The organism is Halomonas sp. SCS19 (genome assembly GCF_040147015.1).
In the GTDB taxonomy this organism is placed as follows: domain Bacteria; phylum Pseudomonadota; class Gammaproteobacteria; order Pseudomonadales; family Halomonadaceae; genus Halomonas; species Halomonas litopenaei.
The window spans coordinates 1,220,250-1,235,679 of record NZ_JAMSHN010000001.1; the positions used below are offsets into that span (position 1 = coordinate 1,220,250).

Annotated in this window: 13 protein-coding genes; 10 read left to right on the forward strand and 3 right to left on the reverse strand. The window is 65.2% G+C overall.

The window, feature by feature from the left end:
* Positions 1–149 precede the first annotated feature (149 nt).
* The 4 genes from NFH97_RS05085 to NFH97_RS05100 all read left to right on the forward strand — a co-directional run bounded on the left by NFH97_RS05085 (position 150) and on the right by NFH97_RS05100 (position 5,627).
* Entirely contained in the window at positions 150–662 is a 513-nt protein-coding gene (locus NFH97_RS05085; protein WP_231498441.1) for a substrate-binding domain-containing protein, read from the forward strand.
* Positions 631–1,851 carry a putative porin gene (locus tag NFH97_RS05090; RefSeq protein ID WP_231498440.1) on the forward strand — a complete coding sequence of 407 codons (1,221 nt, stop codon included), beginning with the start codon at positions 631–633 and terminating at the stop codon, positions 1,849–1,851. Before NFH97_RS05085 ends, NFH97_RS05090 begins: the two co-directional genes overlap by 32 nt.
* The gene (locus NFH97_RS05095) at positions 1,851–4,712 is read left to right on the forward strand and encodes a bifunctional diguanylate cyclase/phosphodiesterase (RefSeq protein WP_349624519.1); all 2,862 of its coding nucleotides are present in this window, start codon (positions 1,851–1,853) and stop codon (positions 4,710–4,712) included. The genes NFH97_RS05090 and NFH97_RS05095 overlap by 1 nt, the downstream gene beginning before the upstream one ends.
* A gap of 105 nt (positions 4,713–4,817) precedes the next feature.
* Complete coding sequence (locus tag NFH97_RS05100; RefSeq protein ID WP_052704270.1) at positions 4,818–5,627, forward strand: PEP-CTERM/exosortase system-associated acyltransferase; 810 nt, start codon at positions 4,818–4,820, stop codon at positions 5,625–5,627.
* 68 nt (positions 5,628–5,695) lie between these two features.
* Here the strand turns inward: NFH97_RS05100 and NFH97_RS05105 are convergent, their stop codons facing one another.
* The 3 genes from NFH97_RS05105 to nanR form a co-directional block, all read right to left on the reverse strand.
* Complete coding sequence (locus tag NFH97_RS05105) at positions 5,696–6,823, reverse strand: DUF3541 domain-containing protein (protein ID WP_261391981.1); 1,128 nt, start codon at positions 6,821–6,823, stop codon at positions 5,696–5,698.
* Positions 6,824–7,051: 228 nt separating this feature from the next.
* Positions 7,052–7,846 carry a trimeric intracellular cation channel family protein gene (locus NFH97_RS05110; RefSeq protein ID WP_222568417.1) on the reverse strand — a complete coding sequence of 265 codons (795 nt, stop codon included), beginning with the start codon at positions 7,844–7,846 and terminating at the stop codon, positions 7,052–7,054.
* A 98-nt stretch (positions 7,847–7,944) separates the two neighbouring features.
* The gene (gene nanR / locus NFH97_RS05115; protein ID WP_045991761.1) at positions 7,945–8,652 is read right to left on the reverse strand and encodes a transcriptional regulator NanR; all 708 of its coding nucleotides are present in this window, start codon (positions 8,650–8,652) and stop codon (positions 7,945–7,947) included.
* Positions 8,653–8,817: 165 nt separating this feature from the next.
* Here nanR and NFH97_RS05120 point away from each other — a divergent pair, with 165 nt between their 5' ends.
* From NFH97_RS05120 to NFH97_RS05145, 6 genes are all read left to right on the forward strand, one after another.
* Positions 8,818–9,648, forward strand: coding sequence for a phosphogluconate dehydrogenase C-terminal domain-containing protein (locus NFH97_RS05120; RefSeq protein ID WP_108448026.1), 831 nt, complete (start codon positions 8,818–8,820; stop codon positions 9,646–9,648).
* A gap of 60 nt (positions 9,649–9,708) precedes the next feature.
* On the forward strand, positions 9,709–10,974 hold the full coding sequence (locus NFH97_RS05125) for a ribulose-bisphosphate carboxylase large subunit family protein (RefSeq protein WP_222515644.1): 1,266 nt from the start codon (positions 9,709–9,711) through the stop codon (positions 10,972–10,974).
* Positions 10,971–12,329: a four-carbon acid sugar kinase family protein gene (locus NFH97_RS05130; RefSeq protein ID WP_349622226.1), complete on the forward strand. Its 1,359-nt coding sequence runs from the start codon at positions 10,971–10,973 to the stop codon at positions 12,327–12,329. Before NFH97_RS05125 ends, NFH97_RS05130 begins: the two co-directional genes overlap by 4 nt.
* Positions 12,330–12,389: 60 nt before the next feature.
* Positions 12,390–13,406, forward strand: coding sequence for a TRAP transporter substrate-binding protein (locus tag NFH97_RS05135; RefSeq protein ID WP_349624520.1), 1,017 nt, complete (start codon positions 12,390–12,392; stop codon positions 13,404–13,406).
* A 118-nt stretch (positions 13,407–13,524) separates the two neighbouring features.
* On the forward strand, positions 13,525–14,112 hold the full coding sequence (locus NFH97_RS05140) for a TRAP transporter small permease (protein ID WP_349624521.1): 588 nt from the start codon (positions 13,525–13,527) through the stop codon (positions 14,110–14,112).
* Entirely contained in the window at positions 14,109–15,383 is a 1,275-nt protein-coding gene (locus tag NFH97_RS05145; RefSeq protein ID WP_124802823.1) for a TRAP transporter large permease, read from the forward strand. The genes NFH97_RS05140 and NFH97_RS05145 overlap by 4 nt, the downstream gene beginning before the upstream one ends.
* Positions 15,384–15,430 lie beyond the last annotated feature (47 nt).

The following is a 15,430-nucleotide window of genomic DNA, read 5'->3' on the forward strand; positions in this document are numbered from 1 at the left end:
AGGATAAGCTTGTTAATGCACAAGCTGGGCGCATTTGATGCGTAACGACATCTGGCTATCTACCTATAAAGAGCGTTTTTCTGCGGCCAAGCCCAAGAAATGCGACGTCGCAAGGAAGCCATGCAGGGAATCCGGAGCACTATGACACAGTGGATGCCACTCTCCAGGTGGCGATTGTCCTCCATCGAGGCTGCAGAGAGGCTGCGTTGATGCGTCGGTTATCTCTTCGCCTCCTGTTCTGCATCTGGACGGTCCTGATCTCCGGAGGGCTGGCCAGCACGGCTGCGTGGGGAAAGACCGCAGACGAGGTGGTGGTCATTTCTCATCCTGGCCTTGCCCTGAACGAGCTCGACCGCGATACCTTGCGGGCGATCTTTGCCATGCGCCTGCGCACCTGGCCCAGCGGGCAAGGCGCGGAGGTGTACGTCCTGGCCAGTGACGACCCCGTCCACGCCACCTTCGTCAAGGAATGGCTGTCTGTCTATCCTCACCAGTTGCAGCTGGCCTGGGACCGCATCGTCTTTTCGGGTACCGGGCAGGCGCCACATCGTGTGCGCAGTCAGCAAGACATGATCGACACGGTGGCCACCACCCCCGGAGCCATCGGCTACATCGAAAGGGAGTATCTGGATGAGCGCGTCCAAGCCATTGCCAGGGATTAGGTCGGTGGGTTGCCGCCTGGGGCTGCTGGCGCCTTCGCTGCTGGTGCCGCTGCTGCTGGTGTCCACCGCACAGGCGTCCCCCCTGGACACCTTCCAGGTGCACGGTTTTCTGAGCCAGGCGCTGGTGATCACCGACGACAACAACATGTTCGGCGACAGCAGCGATAGTGGCGGCAGCTGGGACTACACGGAGCTCGGCATCAACGCCTCCATCCGACCCACCGAGAACCTGCTGCTGGCCGCCCAGGCCCTGAGCCGGCGCGCCGGCGAGGTCGACAACGGTTCGGTGGAACTCGACTACGGTATCGTCGACTGGCAGATGCTGTCCGACCGGGATCGCACCTTCGGCATTCAGGTCGGGCGCTTCAAGAATCCCTTCGGCTTCTACAACCAGACCCGGGACGTGGCCTTTACCCGACCCAGCATTCTGCTGCCACAGTCGATCTATTTCGACCGCACCCGTTCCCTGGGGCTGTCTGCCGACGGCGTCAGCCTCTACCACGAAGAGCGCATCGACAACGGCGTGATCCATGCCCAGCTGGGTGTCGGCCAGGCGCAGGTGGATGACGATGTGGAAGAGGTGCTGGGTCTCGATGTGTTACCCGGCTCCTTCGACGCCGACACCTCGGCGGTAGGCCAGGTGCGCTACGAACACGACGGCGGTCGCATGGTATTTGCCGTCAGCGCGGCTTCGGTCAAGGCCGACTACGATTCCCCCGGTGCCTTTCCCGGAGACGGCAAGCTCGATTTCCAGCCGTGGATCTTCTCTGCTCAATACAACGCCGAGCTGTGGAGCCTGACCGCGGAGTACGCGCTGCGCGACGTCAGCCTCACCGGCTTCGACGCCTTCGAGGACAACGAGAACCAGGGTGAAAGCTGGTACGTGCAATATCGCCGGCGCTTCCTCGACGACTGGCGCTGGCTGGTCCGCTACGACAGCCTGGTCAACGACCGCGACGACCGCAACGGCACCGACTACGAACGCGAAGGCCGTGGTCCGGCCCACTCCCAGTACGCCAATGACTGGACCTTCGGTCTACAGTGGCAGCCCCATTCACGGGTCATGCTGGCGGGCGAATATCACTATGTGGACGGGACCGCCTGGCTGCCGGTTCAGGATAATCCAGATCCTGAAGACACCGAGCGACGTTGGAACATGTGGCTCTTCCAGCTCTCGTTGAGGTTCTGATGCCGGTTACCAGCCCGTCACGCCCCGAGCGCCTTCGCCTGGGCCTCACATGGCGAGTGGTCACCCTCACCAGCCTTTTGCTGGTGGCGTTGGCAGTGCTGTTCACCTACCTGTCTCACACCAACCTGACACGTCAGTTCACCGCCACGCGCCAGGAGCAGATCGAGCGCCAGCAGCGTGAGCTCGAGTTCGCCATCCGCCGTTCGGAAAAAGGGTTGCAGCAGCTGGCGGGACTGATCGCGGCCTCGCCCGACCTGGGCCCTGCGCTGGAGCAGGGGGCCCCGCCGTCACCGCCCGAGGCGCTGTCCCCTGCGTTGGCCTCACTGTGGCCCTCGCTCCAGCTGGAGGCGGGTATCGAACAGATGCTGGTCTACGATGATCGCACCCGTGCGGTCATGTCGCTGGGGCTCGAACCAGGCCAGTCGCCGCCGCCTCATTATCGGCGCTGGGTGGAAAGCGTCATGTCCCGGGAGCTCCCCCTGTCGCCGCTCGAGTGCTCTCCCGAGTGCCGCCAGTATGCCGTGGTCCCGATACTGGCCAGCGGCGGCAGCGCAGGCACCCTGCTGCTGTCTCGCTCGTTGGCGGACGTCGCCCGCCAGACTCGCGAGATATCCACCAGCGAGGTCGCCCTGATCAGCGTCGATACCAGCGCCACCGAAGCCGCCTTTGAACCACGTCGACTGGACGGCTGGAAGGGACGGGTACAGGCGGTGACCAACGCCTCACAGAGCCTGCCGCTGCTGCACCAGGCAAGCCGAAAAGGTTCCCTCGAGGCATTGGCGCAGGAACCCCTGCGCCTCGAACAGCAGGGACGTCATCTCGAGCTTTCCGCCGTCCCGCTGACCTCGTCCTCCGGGGCTCGTGCACCCGCCTATTTCGTGCTGATCTCGGACATCACCACCCAGATCCATGCCATCCAGCTCGATACCCGGACCCAGATGATGGCCAGTCTGTTTGGCTGGCTGTCTGCCGAACTCCTGCTGCTGGCGATCCTGCTGCGTCCCATGGCTCGACTGCGCCGGGTGGCCTCGGTGCTGCCGCCGCTGGCCAGTGGTGGCTTTTCCCAGGCGCGCGAAGCCTTGCCGCTGGCGCCACGTCGCCTGCCGGACGAGATCGACGTGCTGGAATCCAGCACCCTGACCCTGGCCGACAAGCTCGAGCGCCTGCAGCGCCAGGTGGCTCAGCGGGGGGATGAGCTGGCACGTCGTATCGATGAATTGGCCAGGGAGCGGGACTTTGTCAGCAATCTGATCGATACCGCCCAGGTGCATATCCTCACGCTGGACGAAGAGGGGCGCATCGACATGGTCAACGACTACCTCAAGGACCAGCTCGGCTGCCCCTCCCAGGAACTGCTGGGGCGTCGTTTCGACGACATCTTCGGCGCAGGCCCGGGGGACAGCGAGCCCAGCCAGACCTTGCATCAGGAAGAACGCACCCTGACCCTTCCCGATGGGGAGCCACGCACCATCATCTGGTACCACAGCCCGCTGAAGAGCGGTGCCAAAGCCTCCCTGGCACGCATATCGGTGGGACTCGATATCACCGAGCGCAAGGCCGCCGAGGCCAGACTGACCTGGCTCGCCGAGCGTGATCCGCTGACCGAGCTCTACAATCGTCGCTTCTTCCTGGAGTCGCTGCGCAAGGCCCTGGCCCGAGACGAGCAGGGCGTGGTCATGCTGCTGGACCTTGACCAGTTCAAGGAAGTCAACGAGCTCAGCGGCCATCATGCCGGGGATCGCATGCTGCATACCGTGGCCCGCCTGCTGCAGCAGGAGTACGCCCACCGAGGGGTCATCTCGCGCCTCGGCGGCGACGAGTTCGCCCTGCTGCTGCCTGGGGTCGACGACGACCACGCGATCCGCGTCGCCCAGCACCTCAACCAGTTGTTCGAGAGCCTCGGGTTCGTCGCCGAAGGACGTCGCCACCGGGTCACTGCGAGCATCGGTATCGTCCCCTTCCCCACCGAGGGCGCCACCCCCGCCGACCTGATGGCCAGCGCCGACGTGGCCATGTACAAGGCCAAGGCCAGCAACCTGCAACGCTGGCACCTGCTGGCCACTCTGGAAAACGCCCGGGATGAGCTCAACGAGCGTGTCTACTGGGTCGACCGTATTCGCCGAGCCCTGGTGGAGGGTGACTTCGTGCTGATGGTGCAGCCCATCGTGCGGCTGGAGGATCGCTCGATCCGCCACTACGAGGTGCTGCTGCGCATGCGCGACGACGATGGCAGCCTGATATCACCGGCACGATTCATCCCGGTGGCCGAACATTCCGGCCAGATCGTGGCCATCGATCGCTGGGTGCTGCATCACTGCGTGCATGCCCTGGCGAGGCTCGAGGGCATCAGCCTGGCGGTCAACCTGTCCGGACAGTCGCTCCACGACGAAGGGCTGAAGCAGTACCTGGCCAACCTGCTGACGGTCAGTCAGGCCGATCCCCATCATCTGGTGCTGGAAGTCACCGAGACCGCCGCCGTCACCGACTTCTCCACCGCCCGCGGGGTGCTGCAGAGCGTCCGTGATCTAGGCTGTCGGACCGCGCTGGACGACTTCGGCGTCGGTTTCTCGAGTTTCCACTATCTGGGCCAGTTGCCGGTGGACTATATCAAGATCGATGGCTCCTTCATCCGCAGCCTGGCGACCAATCCCGACAGCCGCGTCATCGTCAAGGCGGTGTCGGACATCGCCACCGGCTTCGGCAAACAGGCCGTGGCGGAGTTCGTCGACCAGGAGGCGCTGATTCCGCTGCTGTCGTCCTACAACATCACCTATGGCCAGGGGTATCACCTGGGCCGTCCTGTGCCCTTCAAAGAGGTCTTCGCCTTCGATCCAGTGATCGACATCGATTCGGTAAACTAGTGCATATTGAATGGGTATTATCATAGACAGGGTGTACTGGTGCAGGGAGCCGGGCGCCCGCCGGGCCTTTGCGGCCCGGCTATAACAACACGGAGGTGATCCCCCATGCCAGCAGCAGACACCGAGAGGCCATCCCGGCAACAGCGCCTGCTGGAGCAGTTCGCCGACCAGTTCCGGGTGATCCTGGTAAAGACGGTCGCGGACAGGGAGCGGGTCTATTCGCTGCGCCATGACGTCTTTCTACGTGAGCTTCAATACGCCCTGCCAGGCGACAGTGACAAGCAACAGGAGCATGATGACTTCGATGAACAGGCCATCCACTGCCTGGTCGAACATCGCTCAAGCGGTCTCGCGGCGGGCTGCGTGCGACTGGTATTTCCCCCCGTCGATCGTCCGGATGACCTGCCGGTGATGAACGCCACCCGCAGCGTCTTCACGGCGCCTTCGCTACATCCGCGACAGCACGACGGGCGCCAGATCGCCGAAATTTCTCGCCTGGCGATCTCGCGGCTTTTCCGGGCCCCAAGCAAGGGCGAAGAAACGCTGCCGGTACAGTTTCCTCCGGAGGAACGCCAGGCATTTCCGTTGATCGTCACCGGCCTGTTCTTGAGCGCCCACGCCCTTGCCGGCCTGACCGCACGGCGACACCTCTACGCCCTGATGGAGCCTCCCCTGGCGCGGCTGTTGACCCTGTCCGGCTTTCGTTTCCAGCCGGTGAGCGACACCATCCACTACTGCGGTACCCGGCGTGCCTACTACATCGACAACGAATGCGCCGAGCGCGAGCGCAATCCGCTGCTGACGCCGCTTTACCTTCGTCTGCACGAGTCACTGGGGGCCCAGTTGCCCGCCACCCGGGACCACCTCGACGGACTAGGGAGCCTGTGGCGCTCAACGTCGAGCTGCCGGGTATAGCGAGGCGTCGGTCGAGTGTCTGGCCTCTCGACCCGACCCTTGAGCGGACTTCCGACCCGGCCTCCAACTCAGTCCTCTGGCGACGTAGCCAGGGACCGCCCAGGCAGTCGGCAGTCACGCTCCTCGGAGATGTTCTTGAGGACCAGCCGGGGCCCTGAATACAACCGCCCGTCCCACCCCAGCGTCATGATCGCCAGCACGTTGCGATGCTCACCTTCGCCCAGATCGAACCCGCCGTCGGTAGCGGGCAGGATGCCCGACTGCGGATCCCGTCGTGCCAGCAGCGCTTCATGCAGCACCGCCACCAGCGGATGATCGGCCTGCCCTGCCAACTGCAGCGACAGCGCCACCTCGGCGATGATATCGGCCTTGACCTGCAACAACACCTCTCCCTGGCCGAGCAACGCCGCCACCGCCCAATCGAGCTCGCCGTCGGACAGCATCCGCTGGTAGTAGTGGCTCGCGGCGATGATGAAGTGGGTCAGGCCGTAGACCCAGTTGCGATATTCCGCCGGTGACAGCTCCTCGATCCGTCCGGGTGGATAACGGTCACGAAAGGCCCGGGCGAGTTCGCCACGCAGATCCACGATCCCCAGCTGGGCCAGGAAGGCGGCCTGGTTGGCCACCTGGGCGGCATACACCGACAGCACCTCGGGGTCGGTCAGAAAGGCCCGCCAATCCACTGCGCCCACGGCCTGCTCAAGCAAGCGCCGGTCAGCCTCGGAAAGTTGTCCAAGCAAGCCGTGGTAGCGGGCCTGGGCCAGCCGAAACAGGATGCTCCGAGGCAGCATCATGTCGACATGTTCCGACAGCATGGCCTTGCGCCGACGCTGCTTGGGGCTGGTCTCGGGGTAGGCCGCCAGCAACTCGCGATTGCGCTGGCGAAGCCGGTCACTGTCCGCGACGGTGAAGGCGTCACGCGCGAGCTGATCGAGCAGGCGTCGGCCGTAGGCATGATTGGCGCACAGGTAGGCAGGGTCACCGGTCACCCGCCACAGCCGCTGGGCGTAGTGGCGCTGCTTGTCGGCGGGAAGAAGGTCGAAGGAGGTTTCGTAGACGGCACGGATCTCGGCGGCGGCGCGTGCGCAGTCAGCACAGGCAGTCCTGACAGTGAGCGCCGACTCGCTGCCAGCGCCGGCCGAGACGCTGTGAGCACCCACCGATACGGCCAACCCCGACGCCAGCAGCAGCACCATAAGCACAGCCGCAGCTCGCGACCTCTTCCACAAGCGACAAACTGCACTGTCCATGCCATCTCTCCTGCCGGCGAGCAACGCCCGAGGATGGGCGTCACACCCGCAAGATAGATGCCTCCCGCCTGCCCGCGCCAGAGGCAATCGCCTGGCATCGATCGCAGAGATCCCAGCACAGAGTTGCAGACGGCGATGCTCGAGCATCGAGGAAGAAAACCGTCAATCGAGGGCTCAGTCGACGTCCTCATCCTCGGGCCACAGGCGGGCGGCCTTGCTTCGGGAGACCATCCTCACCCGCATCTTGGGACGCGCGACGTCGGCGGACGATACCGTCTCGCGGGCCGATGTCAGCGGTGTGTCATTGCCATCGGCCGGCATCGACGCCGGGGCAGCGGGCTCCGCCGCCCGACTCGACGCCGACTGGCCTGGAGATGGCTCGATCACCACCCAGGCCAGCACCGGCAGCGCCAGCTGCCAGCGGATTGCCGCGAGCCGCAGCCCCAGGGTGGTGACAAGCGACAGCAGAATGCCAAGCCTGGGGGCGCCGAGGCTTGCCAATGCCACGAAGACCACACCGCCGGCGATGGCGGCGGTGGCGTAGACCTCACGACACAGCACCATCGGCACGCGCCTTGCCAGCACGTCACGGATCATGCCGCCGGCCACCCCGGTAAACAGCCCCATCAACACCGCCACGACCCCCGAGGTCCCCAGCAGCATCGCCTTGTTGGCACCAATGATCACGAACAGCGCCAGACCAAAGGCGTCGGCCACCGGCAGCACCACCCGATTGAGGCGATGGATATAGTGAAATCCGACCAGCGCGCACAGCACCGTGGCCAGGATCACCCAAAGATAGGTCGGATCGCGGATCCAGAACACCGGGGCGACACCCAGCACCAGATCACGCAGGGTCCCTCCTCCGACGGCGGTCACCGCCGCCAGCACCAGCATGCCGATGGGATCCATGCGTGAGCGGCACGCCAGCAAGATGCCCGACAAGGCGAAGACCACCGTCCCCGCCATGTCCAGGGCGTAGACCAGATCACTATCCAAGGTCCCGTTCCTTCTCGATAAGTGTCGCCCGTCCGGGGCGAGCGTCAAAAGCGGGAATCAATGCGCCCTCAACTGGGAGCGTACACCGAACGCGCCCTTTCCAGATGACGCGTCATCTCGCGAATGGCGGCGCCTTCGTCGCCGTTCTTCAACGCCGCCAGGATGCGCTCGTGCTCCTCCAACGTCACATGCTCGCTGCCCTTCCAGTGGATCAGCGAGGTATGGAACCTGGCCAGCCACTCGAACATCGCCCGACTGACCGCGATGAAGATAGGGTTGCCGGTGGTCTCCGCGATGGCAACATGAAACCCCATGTCCGCCGCGATAAAGGCATCGATGTCCTTGTTCAACGCCACCCGCTGGCGCTCCACCAGCGCCTCGAGGCGCGCCAGATCCTTGGCGCCCACCTGCCGCGCCGCCCGCGCCACCATGCCCACCTCGAAGAATAGCCGCGCCTCCTTGAGGTGTTCGAGCGAGGCGGGTTCGGTCGACAGCAGGTGCATCGCGGTCAGTTCTATCTGGGCCAGCATGCCGTCGGCACTGGGCGTCAGCACCTTGGGCCGCTGCCCGTGGTGGATCGACACCAGCCCCAGCCGCTCCAGCGCCTGCATCGCTTCGCGGATGGCCGGCCGGCCGACCCCGAAGGTATCCATCAATTCCCGCTCAGAGGGCAGGCTGTCCCCCGGCGCATAGTCGCCGTTCAGCAGTTGCTGATAAAGCCGATCGAACACCTCGTCGGACAGTTTGCGGCGAGAAATCTTCAACGAGTCGCTCATGGCCTCTACCTCGCGGCGCCAGGCCCCGCAGCATACCCATGCCAGCGGTCCTGGAACATGACACTCGACCAAGGTCGTGTTTGACAGCCCCGGCCACTTATATTGTCATCATACCAGTTGCAGCACAGCTTGCCTCTTCCACTTTTTCACACAGGTTACCTGGCCATGACGACCATTGCCTTGATCGGTGCCGGCGGCAAGATGGGCGCCCGCCTCTCCCGCAATCTCAAGACTTCGGACTTCGACGTGCGTCACGTCGAGGTCAGCGAACAGGGCCGCCAACGGCTTCGCGACGAACTCGACATCGAGTGCGTCGACAGCGCCGAGCAGGCGGTGGCCGGCGCGGATGTGGTCATCCTGGCCGTTCCCGACACCCTGATCCAGAAGATTGCCGCCGAGCTGTCACCGTCGATCGAAGCCGGCACCATGGTGGTCTGCCTGGACGCCGCCGCCCCCTTCGCCGGCCATCTGCCCGAACGTGACGACCTGGTCTACTTCGTCACTCACCCTTGCCACCCCCCGATCTTCAACGACGAGACCACCCTCGAGGCCAAGCGCGACTATTTCGGCGGCAGCCACGCCACCCAGCATATCGTCAGCGCCTTGATGCAGGGCGATGACCGCCACTTTGCCCTCGGCGAGGCCGTGGCCAGGACCATCTATGCCCCCGTCGGGCGCAGCCATCGCGTCAGCGTTGAACAGATGGCGCTGCTGGAACCCGGTCTGTCGGAAACGGTATGTGCCACACTGTTATCGGTGATGCGTGAAGCGATGGACGAAGTCGTGGATCGAGGCGTCAGCCATGAGTGCGCCAGGGACTTTCTGCTTGGCCATCTCAACATCCTCGGTGCGGTGATCTTCGATGAACAGCCCGGCGCTTTCTCGGATGCCTGCAACAAGGCGATCGAGAACGGCAAGCCGATGCTGATGCGCGATGACTGGAAGCGGGTGTTCGAGCCGGACGCCATCGCCGACAGCATTCAGCGCATCACCTGAGGGGCCACGCTCTCCACAGAGTCTGACGACAGCGCCATCGCGAGTACCAAGAGGCCAGGCATGAACCGAATCGAAGCCAGCTACCTGATCGAGACCCCCTTCGAGGTGGAGCAGGCCTGCCAGGTGATGGCCGGGGAGCAATCCTGCGGCACCTTCACCCGCCTGGCCGCGGAAACCGATGACTTTCGAAAGCGTCATGCGGCCAGAGTCGAGTCCATCGAATTGCTCGACAGCGTCGACGCGCCCTCGCTGCCCATGCCGACCCGGCCCCAGCCGCCCGGCACCCGCTACCAGCGCGCCCGGGTGCGATTGTCCTGGCCCCTTGAGAACCTCGGTCCGTCGTTGACCACGCTGATGGCCACCCTCGCCGGCAATCTGTATGAACTCAAGGAATTCTCCGGGCTCAGGCTGCTCGACGTCAGCCTGCCCCACGCCTTTGCCGAGGCCTGCCCCGGGCCCCAGTTCGGCATCGACGGCACCCGCCGCCTCAGCGGCGTCGACCAGGGTCCCCTGATCGGCACCATCATCAAGCCCAGCGTCGGGCTCTCACCCGATGCCACCGCCGAGGTGGTGAAGGAACTGCTGGATGGCGGCATCGACTTCATCAAGGACGATGAACTCCAGGCCAACGGCCCGCACTGCCCGTTCACCGAGCGGGTCGACGCGATCATGCCGCTGGTGCTCGAACATGAGCAGCGCACCGGACGCAAGGTCATGGTGGCCTTCAACATCACCGGCGAGATCGACGAGATGCGCCGGCACCACGACCACGTGCTGGCCGCCGGCGGTAGCTGTGTGATGGTCGCCCTGAACGCGGTGGGTCTGGCCGGCGTCAGTCATCTGCGGCGCCACTGTGAGCTGCCCATCCACGGCCACCGCGCCGGCTGGGGCATGTTCAGCCGGGAGCCGCTGCTGGGCATGGACTTCGCCGCCTGGCAGACCTTCTGGCGCCTGGCCGGCGTCGATCACCTTCACGTCAATGGTCTGGCCAACAAGTTTTCGGAATCCGACGACAGCGTCGCCGCCAGCGCCCGGGCCTGCCTGACGCCGCTGTTCGAGCCCCCGGGACCGGCCCACACCGTGATGCCGGTATTCTCGTCCAACCAGACCGCCTGCCAGGCCATCGACACCTGTCGCGCCATGGGGGGCGGCAGCGACATGATCGTCACCGCAGGCGGCGGCATCATGGCCCACCCTGGAGGTATCGCCGCCGGCGTCAGAAGCCTGCGCCAGGCCTACGACGCCGCTGCACGCGGCATCTCGCTGTCCGACCACGCCCGTGACCATGGCGAATTGGCCCAGGCTCTGGAGACCTTCTGCCCATGAACGACCTGCTGCTGAGCTACTACGGCGACGACCTGACCGGCTCCACCGACGCGCTCGAGGCCCTGGCCTGCCAGGGCGTCCCCAGTGTGCTGTTCACCGCTCGCCCCAGCGCCGAGCAGCGCGCCCGCTTCGACCACTGTCGTGCCCTGGGTCTGGCCGGCACCAGCCGCAGCGAGTCCAATGACTGGATGCGCCGCGAGCTCAAGCGTTCCTTCCAGTGGCTGGCCGAACAGGGCGCAGCGCTGACCCACTACAAGACCTGCTCCACCTTCGACAGCAGCCCTGAGGTCGGCAGCATCGGTTGTGCCATGGAGGTCGCGCGCGGCGTCTTCGGCGAGACACCGATCCCACTGGTGGTGGGGGTGCCGCAGATGCGCCGCTACACCGTCTTCGGCGAGCTCTACGCCGCCTATCAGGATCAGATCTACCGCATCGATCGACACCCCGTGATGTCGCGCCACCCGGTCACCCCCATGCACGAGGCGGACCTGCGCCGCCACCTGGCCGCCCAGACCACTCTGCCGGTCGGCCTGATCGATGTGCCCAGCCTGGCCCTGCCGGATATCGACGAACGCGTGGATCACGCCCTCGCCGAGCATCCGGCGGTGCTGTTCGACGTGCTCGAACCCGCCCATCAACAGGTGGTGGGTCATCAACTCTGGCGCACTCGCCCGCAGCAACAAGGCGGCAAGGGCGGCTTCGTGGTCGGCTCGTCCGGCGTCGAGTACGCCTTGCTCGCCGAGTGGCAACGCCTGGGGCTGGTGGAAGGTGGCGAGGACTTCACTCCGCCCCGTTCGGTCGAGCGCATCGCGGTGGTCTCCGGCAGCGTCTCCAGCACCACCGCACGCCAGATTCACTGGGCGGTCGAGCATGCCGGTTTTCAGCGCATCGAGCTCGACCCTCGCAGCCTGGCCATCCCCGCCCATCGCAACGAGGCCATGGCTACCGCCATCCTCAAGGCATTGGATGCCCTGAGCAGTGGCCGCAGCGTCATCCTGCACACCGCCATGGGACCCGACAGCCACGACGACAGCCTGGCCACCGAATCCAGCCGCCACAGTCTGGGCAAGGCCCTCGGCGAGATGCTCAAGGCGCTGGTGGACGATCAGGGGCTGACCCGGGTGTGCGTCGCCGGCGGCGACACCTCGAGCCATGCCATCACCGCCCTGAACATCCATGCCCTGACGGTCAAGATGCCGCTGCCGGACACCCCGGGTTCGCCGCTGTGCCAGGCCCACAGCGACGACCCGCGCTACCAGGATCTAGAGATCGCCTTCAAGGGCGGTCAGATCGGTGGCGACGACTACTTCGAGCGGCTAAGGCGAGGACGAGCCCTGGCCGACCACGAGCACTGATCCGGCCGTGCCACCGGGCACGGCCACACCCAAGCGTCATCCCGCAAAGAGGAAACAACAATGACGACGACTGTACGCCACGCAACACGCCGCCCCGCCTTTCACCTCAAGCCCTGCCTGCTGGCCGTGGCACTGGCCGGATTTGCCCTGCCAGCGGCTGCCGCCCAGACCATCACCGTCGGCCACACCACCTCGGACAGCTCTCACTACTCCGAGGGTATCGATGCCTTCAAGGCGACCCTGGAGGAGCTGTCCGACGGCGAATTCACGGTCAACGAGCAGCCCTCCGGTGCGCTGGGCGGCGAGCGCGCCATGATCGAAGGCCTGCAGATCGGCACCATCGACGCCGTTGTCACCTCCACCGGGCCGCTGGGCAACTTCGTCCCCGAGACCTACGTGCTCGACCTGCCGTTTCTGTTCAAGGACTACGACCACGCCCGCTGCGTGCTGGATGGCGAGGTCGGCCAGGACCTGCTCGACAAGATCGGCGAGCACGACCTGGTGGGTCTTGCCTGGACCGAGAACGGCTTCCGCCACATGACCAACAGCCAGCGTAACATCGAGACCCCCGAAGACGCCCAGGGTCTCAAGATCCGTACCATGGAAAACGAGATGCACATGGCGGCGTTCAACGAGATGGGCGTACATCCGACACCGATGGCCTTCCCGGAGCTGTTTACCGCGCTGCAGCAGGGCACCGTGGACGGCCAGGAAAACCCCATCTCGGTGATCCTCACCGGCAATCTGTGGGAGGTCCAGGATCGCCTGTCGCTGACCGGCCACGTCTATTCTCCGGCCATCATGCTGGCCTCGCCGATCCTCTGGGACGGCCTGTCCGATGAGCAGAAGGGCTGGTTCATGGAGGCCGCCCAAGCCGGCGCCGAGGCCACCCGAGCGATGGTGTCGAGACTCGAGACCGAAGGCGTCGAGGAACTCAAGGCCAAGGGCATGACCGTGGTCGATGACATCGACAAGTCCCAGTTCCAGGCCGCCGTCGAGCCCTCCTACTCGGTCTACACCGACGAGTACGGCTCGGAGATGCTCGATCGCATTCGCTCCAGCGACTGCGGCAGCTGATCGTCCACTGATCCTCGACTGACCTTCCCGCCCGAGCGCTCGCTACCTGCCGTTGGCGAGCGCTTGGGCGGTCAAGCCTGACCCGTCCTCGGGCCTTACCCGCGATGAGGAAAGCCCCATGCTGGATCTGTTCTTCCGTCTCGAGCGGGCCATCTCCCAGGTCGTCCTCTACGCAGCGGTGCTGATGTTGATCGCCTCGGTAAGCCTTGGCTTCTACCAGGTGCTGACCCGGTTCGTGTTCGACGCCCCCTCCACCTGGTCGGAGGTGATGGCCCGCTCCACCATGATCTGGTGCGTCTTTCTGGGCGCCGCAGCGACCTTTCGCGGCGGCTACATGATGGCCGTCGAAGTGATCTACAAGCTGGTGCCGACCTCCGCCCTCAAGGCGCTGGAGATACTGATCGCCACCTGCTGCATGATCGTCCTGGCGATCCTGGTGATCTACGGCTATCAGATGACGCTGCGCGTGCAGAACCAGATGCTCTCCGGCGTCGGCATCTCGATCGCCTGGATCTACGCCGCCATTCCGATCGGCGCCGCCTTTTCGCTGCTGTCGGTGATCACTCGACTGATCGCCCAGTTGACCGGACGCGAGACCATCGGCGTGGTCGATGCCGAGGCCCCCGCACACGTGCCTGAACCCGAATCCAGTCCTGGCCCTGACACTGGGACCTCGTCCGGTACCGAAGGGAGGAAGCAGCCATGAACGCCGCTATCGGACTGTCGCTGATCATCCTGTTCGCCCTGGGCGTGCCGATCGCCGTGTCGATCCTGCTGGCGTCGGTGATCGGTATCGAGTTCTTCACCCGTTTTCCGCTGCTGATGGTGCCCCAGCAGATGTTCGTCGGCATCGACAACTTCCCGCTGATGGCGATCCCCTTCTTTATCCTGGCCGGCAACCTGATGGCCGCCGGCGGCATCTCCCAGCGCCTGGTGGACCTGGCCAAGTCCATCGTCGGCGGGCTCCAGGGCGGGCTCGCCATGACCTGCGTGCTGACCTGCATGATGTTCGCCGCGGTTTCCGGCTCGAGCGTGGCCACTACCTTCGCCATCGGCTCCATCCTGATTCCGGCGATGGTGGCCCACGACTACCCGCGTCCGCTGGCGGCCTCGATCCAGGCCTCCTCGGCGGAGCTCGGCGTACTGATCCCGCCCTCCATCCCCTTGATCCTCTACGGCGTCAGCACCGACACCTCGATCGGGCGCCTGTTCATTGCCGGTATCGGTCCGGGGTTGTTGATCGGCTCGGCGCTGCTGCTGTTTCTGTACATCTTCTGCAAGCTGCGCGGCTACGGCCTGCGCGACCGCGAGGATCGCGCCGCCTTCACCACCTCAATGCGTCGCGCCTGGGCCGCTCTGCTGATGCCGGTGGTGGTCATCGGCGGCATCTATGGCGGGGTCTTCACCCCCACCGAGGCCTCGGCGGTGGCGGTGTTCTACGCCCTGATCGTCGGCGGTCTGGTCTACCGTGAGCTGCCGTTGTCGGAGCTGGTGCCGATCCTGCGCCAGAGCGTGATTTCCACCGCCACGGTGATGCTGATCATCTCGGCGGCGGCGCTGTTCAGCTTCCTGATCAGCCGCTCGGGGCTGCCCGGCGAGGTTGCCGCCTGGGTCACCCAGGTGTTCGAGAGCCCGGTCAGCTTCCTGCTGGCGGTGAACGTGATGCTGCTGGTGATCGGCATGTTCGTCGAGACCTCGGCGGCGATCCTGGTGCTGGCCCCGATCTTCACCCCCATCGCCGTGCAGTACGGCATCGACCCGGTGCACTTCGGCCTGATCGTGGTGGTCAACCTGGCGCTCGGCATGTTCACCCCTCCGCTAGGGGTCAATCTGTTCGCCGCCTGCGCGGTGGCCAAGCTGTCCATCGACGAGCTGATCCCCTGGCTTGCGCGCTTCGTGCTGGTGGTGCTGGTCTGCCTGATGGCCATCACCTACATGCCCTGGATCTCGCTGGGCCTGGTCGATCTTTTGTACTGATACCGATCACTGCCCCGGCCGCGCCGGGGCCCACCCCATCTTCCGCC

Bases quoted from the DNA above. Each gene is read 5' to 3' on its own strand.
- NFH97_RS05095 (WP_349624519.1), top strand. From the start codon at position 1,851: ATGCCGGTTACCAGCCCGTCACGCCCCGAGCGCCTTCGCCTGGGCCTC.
- NFH97_RS05120 (WP_108448026.1), top strand. From the start codon at position 8,818: ATGACGACCATTGCCTTGATCGGTGCCGGCGGCAAGATGGGCGCCCGC.
- NFH97_RS05140 (WP_349624521.1), top strand. From the start codon at position 13,525: ATGCTGGATCTGTTCTTCCGTCTCGAGCGGGCCATCTCCCAGGTCGTC.
- nanR (WP_045991761.1), bottom strand. From the start codon at position 8,652: ATGAGCGACTCGTTGAAGATTTCTCGCCGCAAACTGTCCGACGAGGTG.
- NFH97_RS05135 (WP_349624520.1), top strand. From the start codon at position 12,390: ATGACGACGACTGTACGCCACGCAACACGCCGCCCCGCCTTTCACCTC.
- NFH97_RS05110 (WP_222568417.1), bottom strand. From the start codon at position 7,846: ATGGCGGGGACGGTGGTCTTCGCCTTGTCGGGCATCTTGCTGGCGTGC.
- NFH97_RS05100 (WP_052704270.1), top strand. From the start codon at position 4,818: ATGCCAGCAGCAGACACCGAGAGGCCATCCCGGCAACAGCGCCTGCTG.
- NFH97_RS05145 (WP_124802823.1), top strand. From the start codon at position 14,109: ATGAACGCCGCTATCGGACTGTCGCTGATCATCCTGTTCGCCCTGGGC.
- NFH97_RS05090 (WP_231498440.1), top strand. From the start codon at position 631: ATGAGCGCGTCCAAGCCATTGCCAGGGATTAGGTCGGTGGGTTGCCGC.
- NFH97_RS05105 (WP_261391981.1), bottom strand. From the start codon at position 6,823: ATGGTGCTGCTGCTGGCGTCGGGGTTGGCCGTATCGGTGGGTGCTCAC.
- NFH97_RS05125 (WP_222515644.1), top strand. From the start codon at position 9,709: ATGAACCGAATCGAAGCCAGCTACCTGATCGAGACCCCCTTCGAGGTG.
- NFH97_RS05130 (WP_349622226.1), top strand. From the start codon at position 10,971: ATGAACGACCTGCTGCTGAGCTACTACGGCGACGACCTGACCGGCTCC.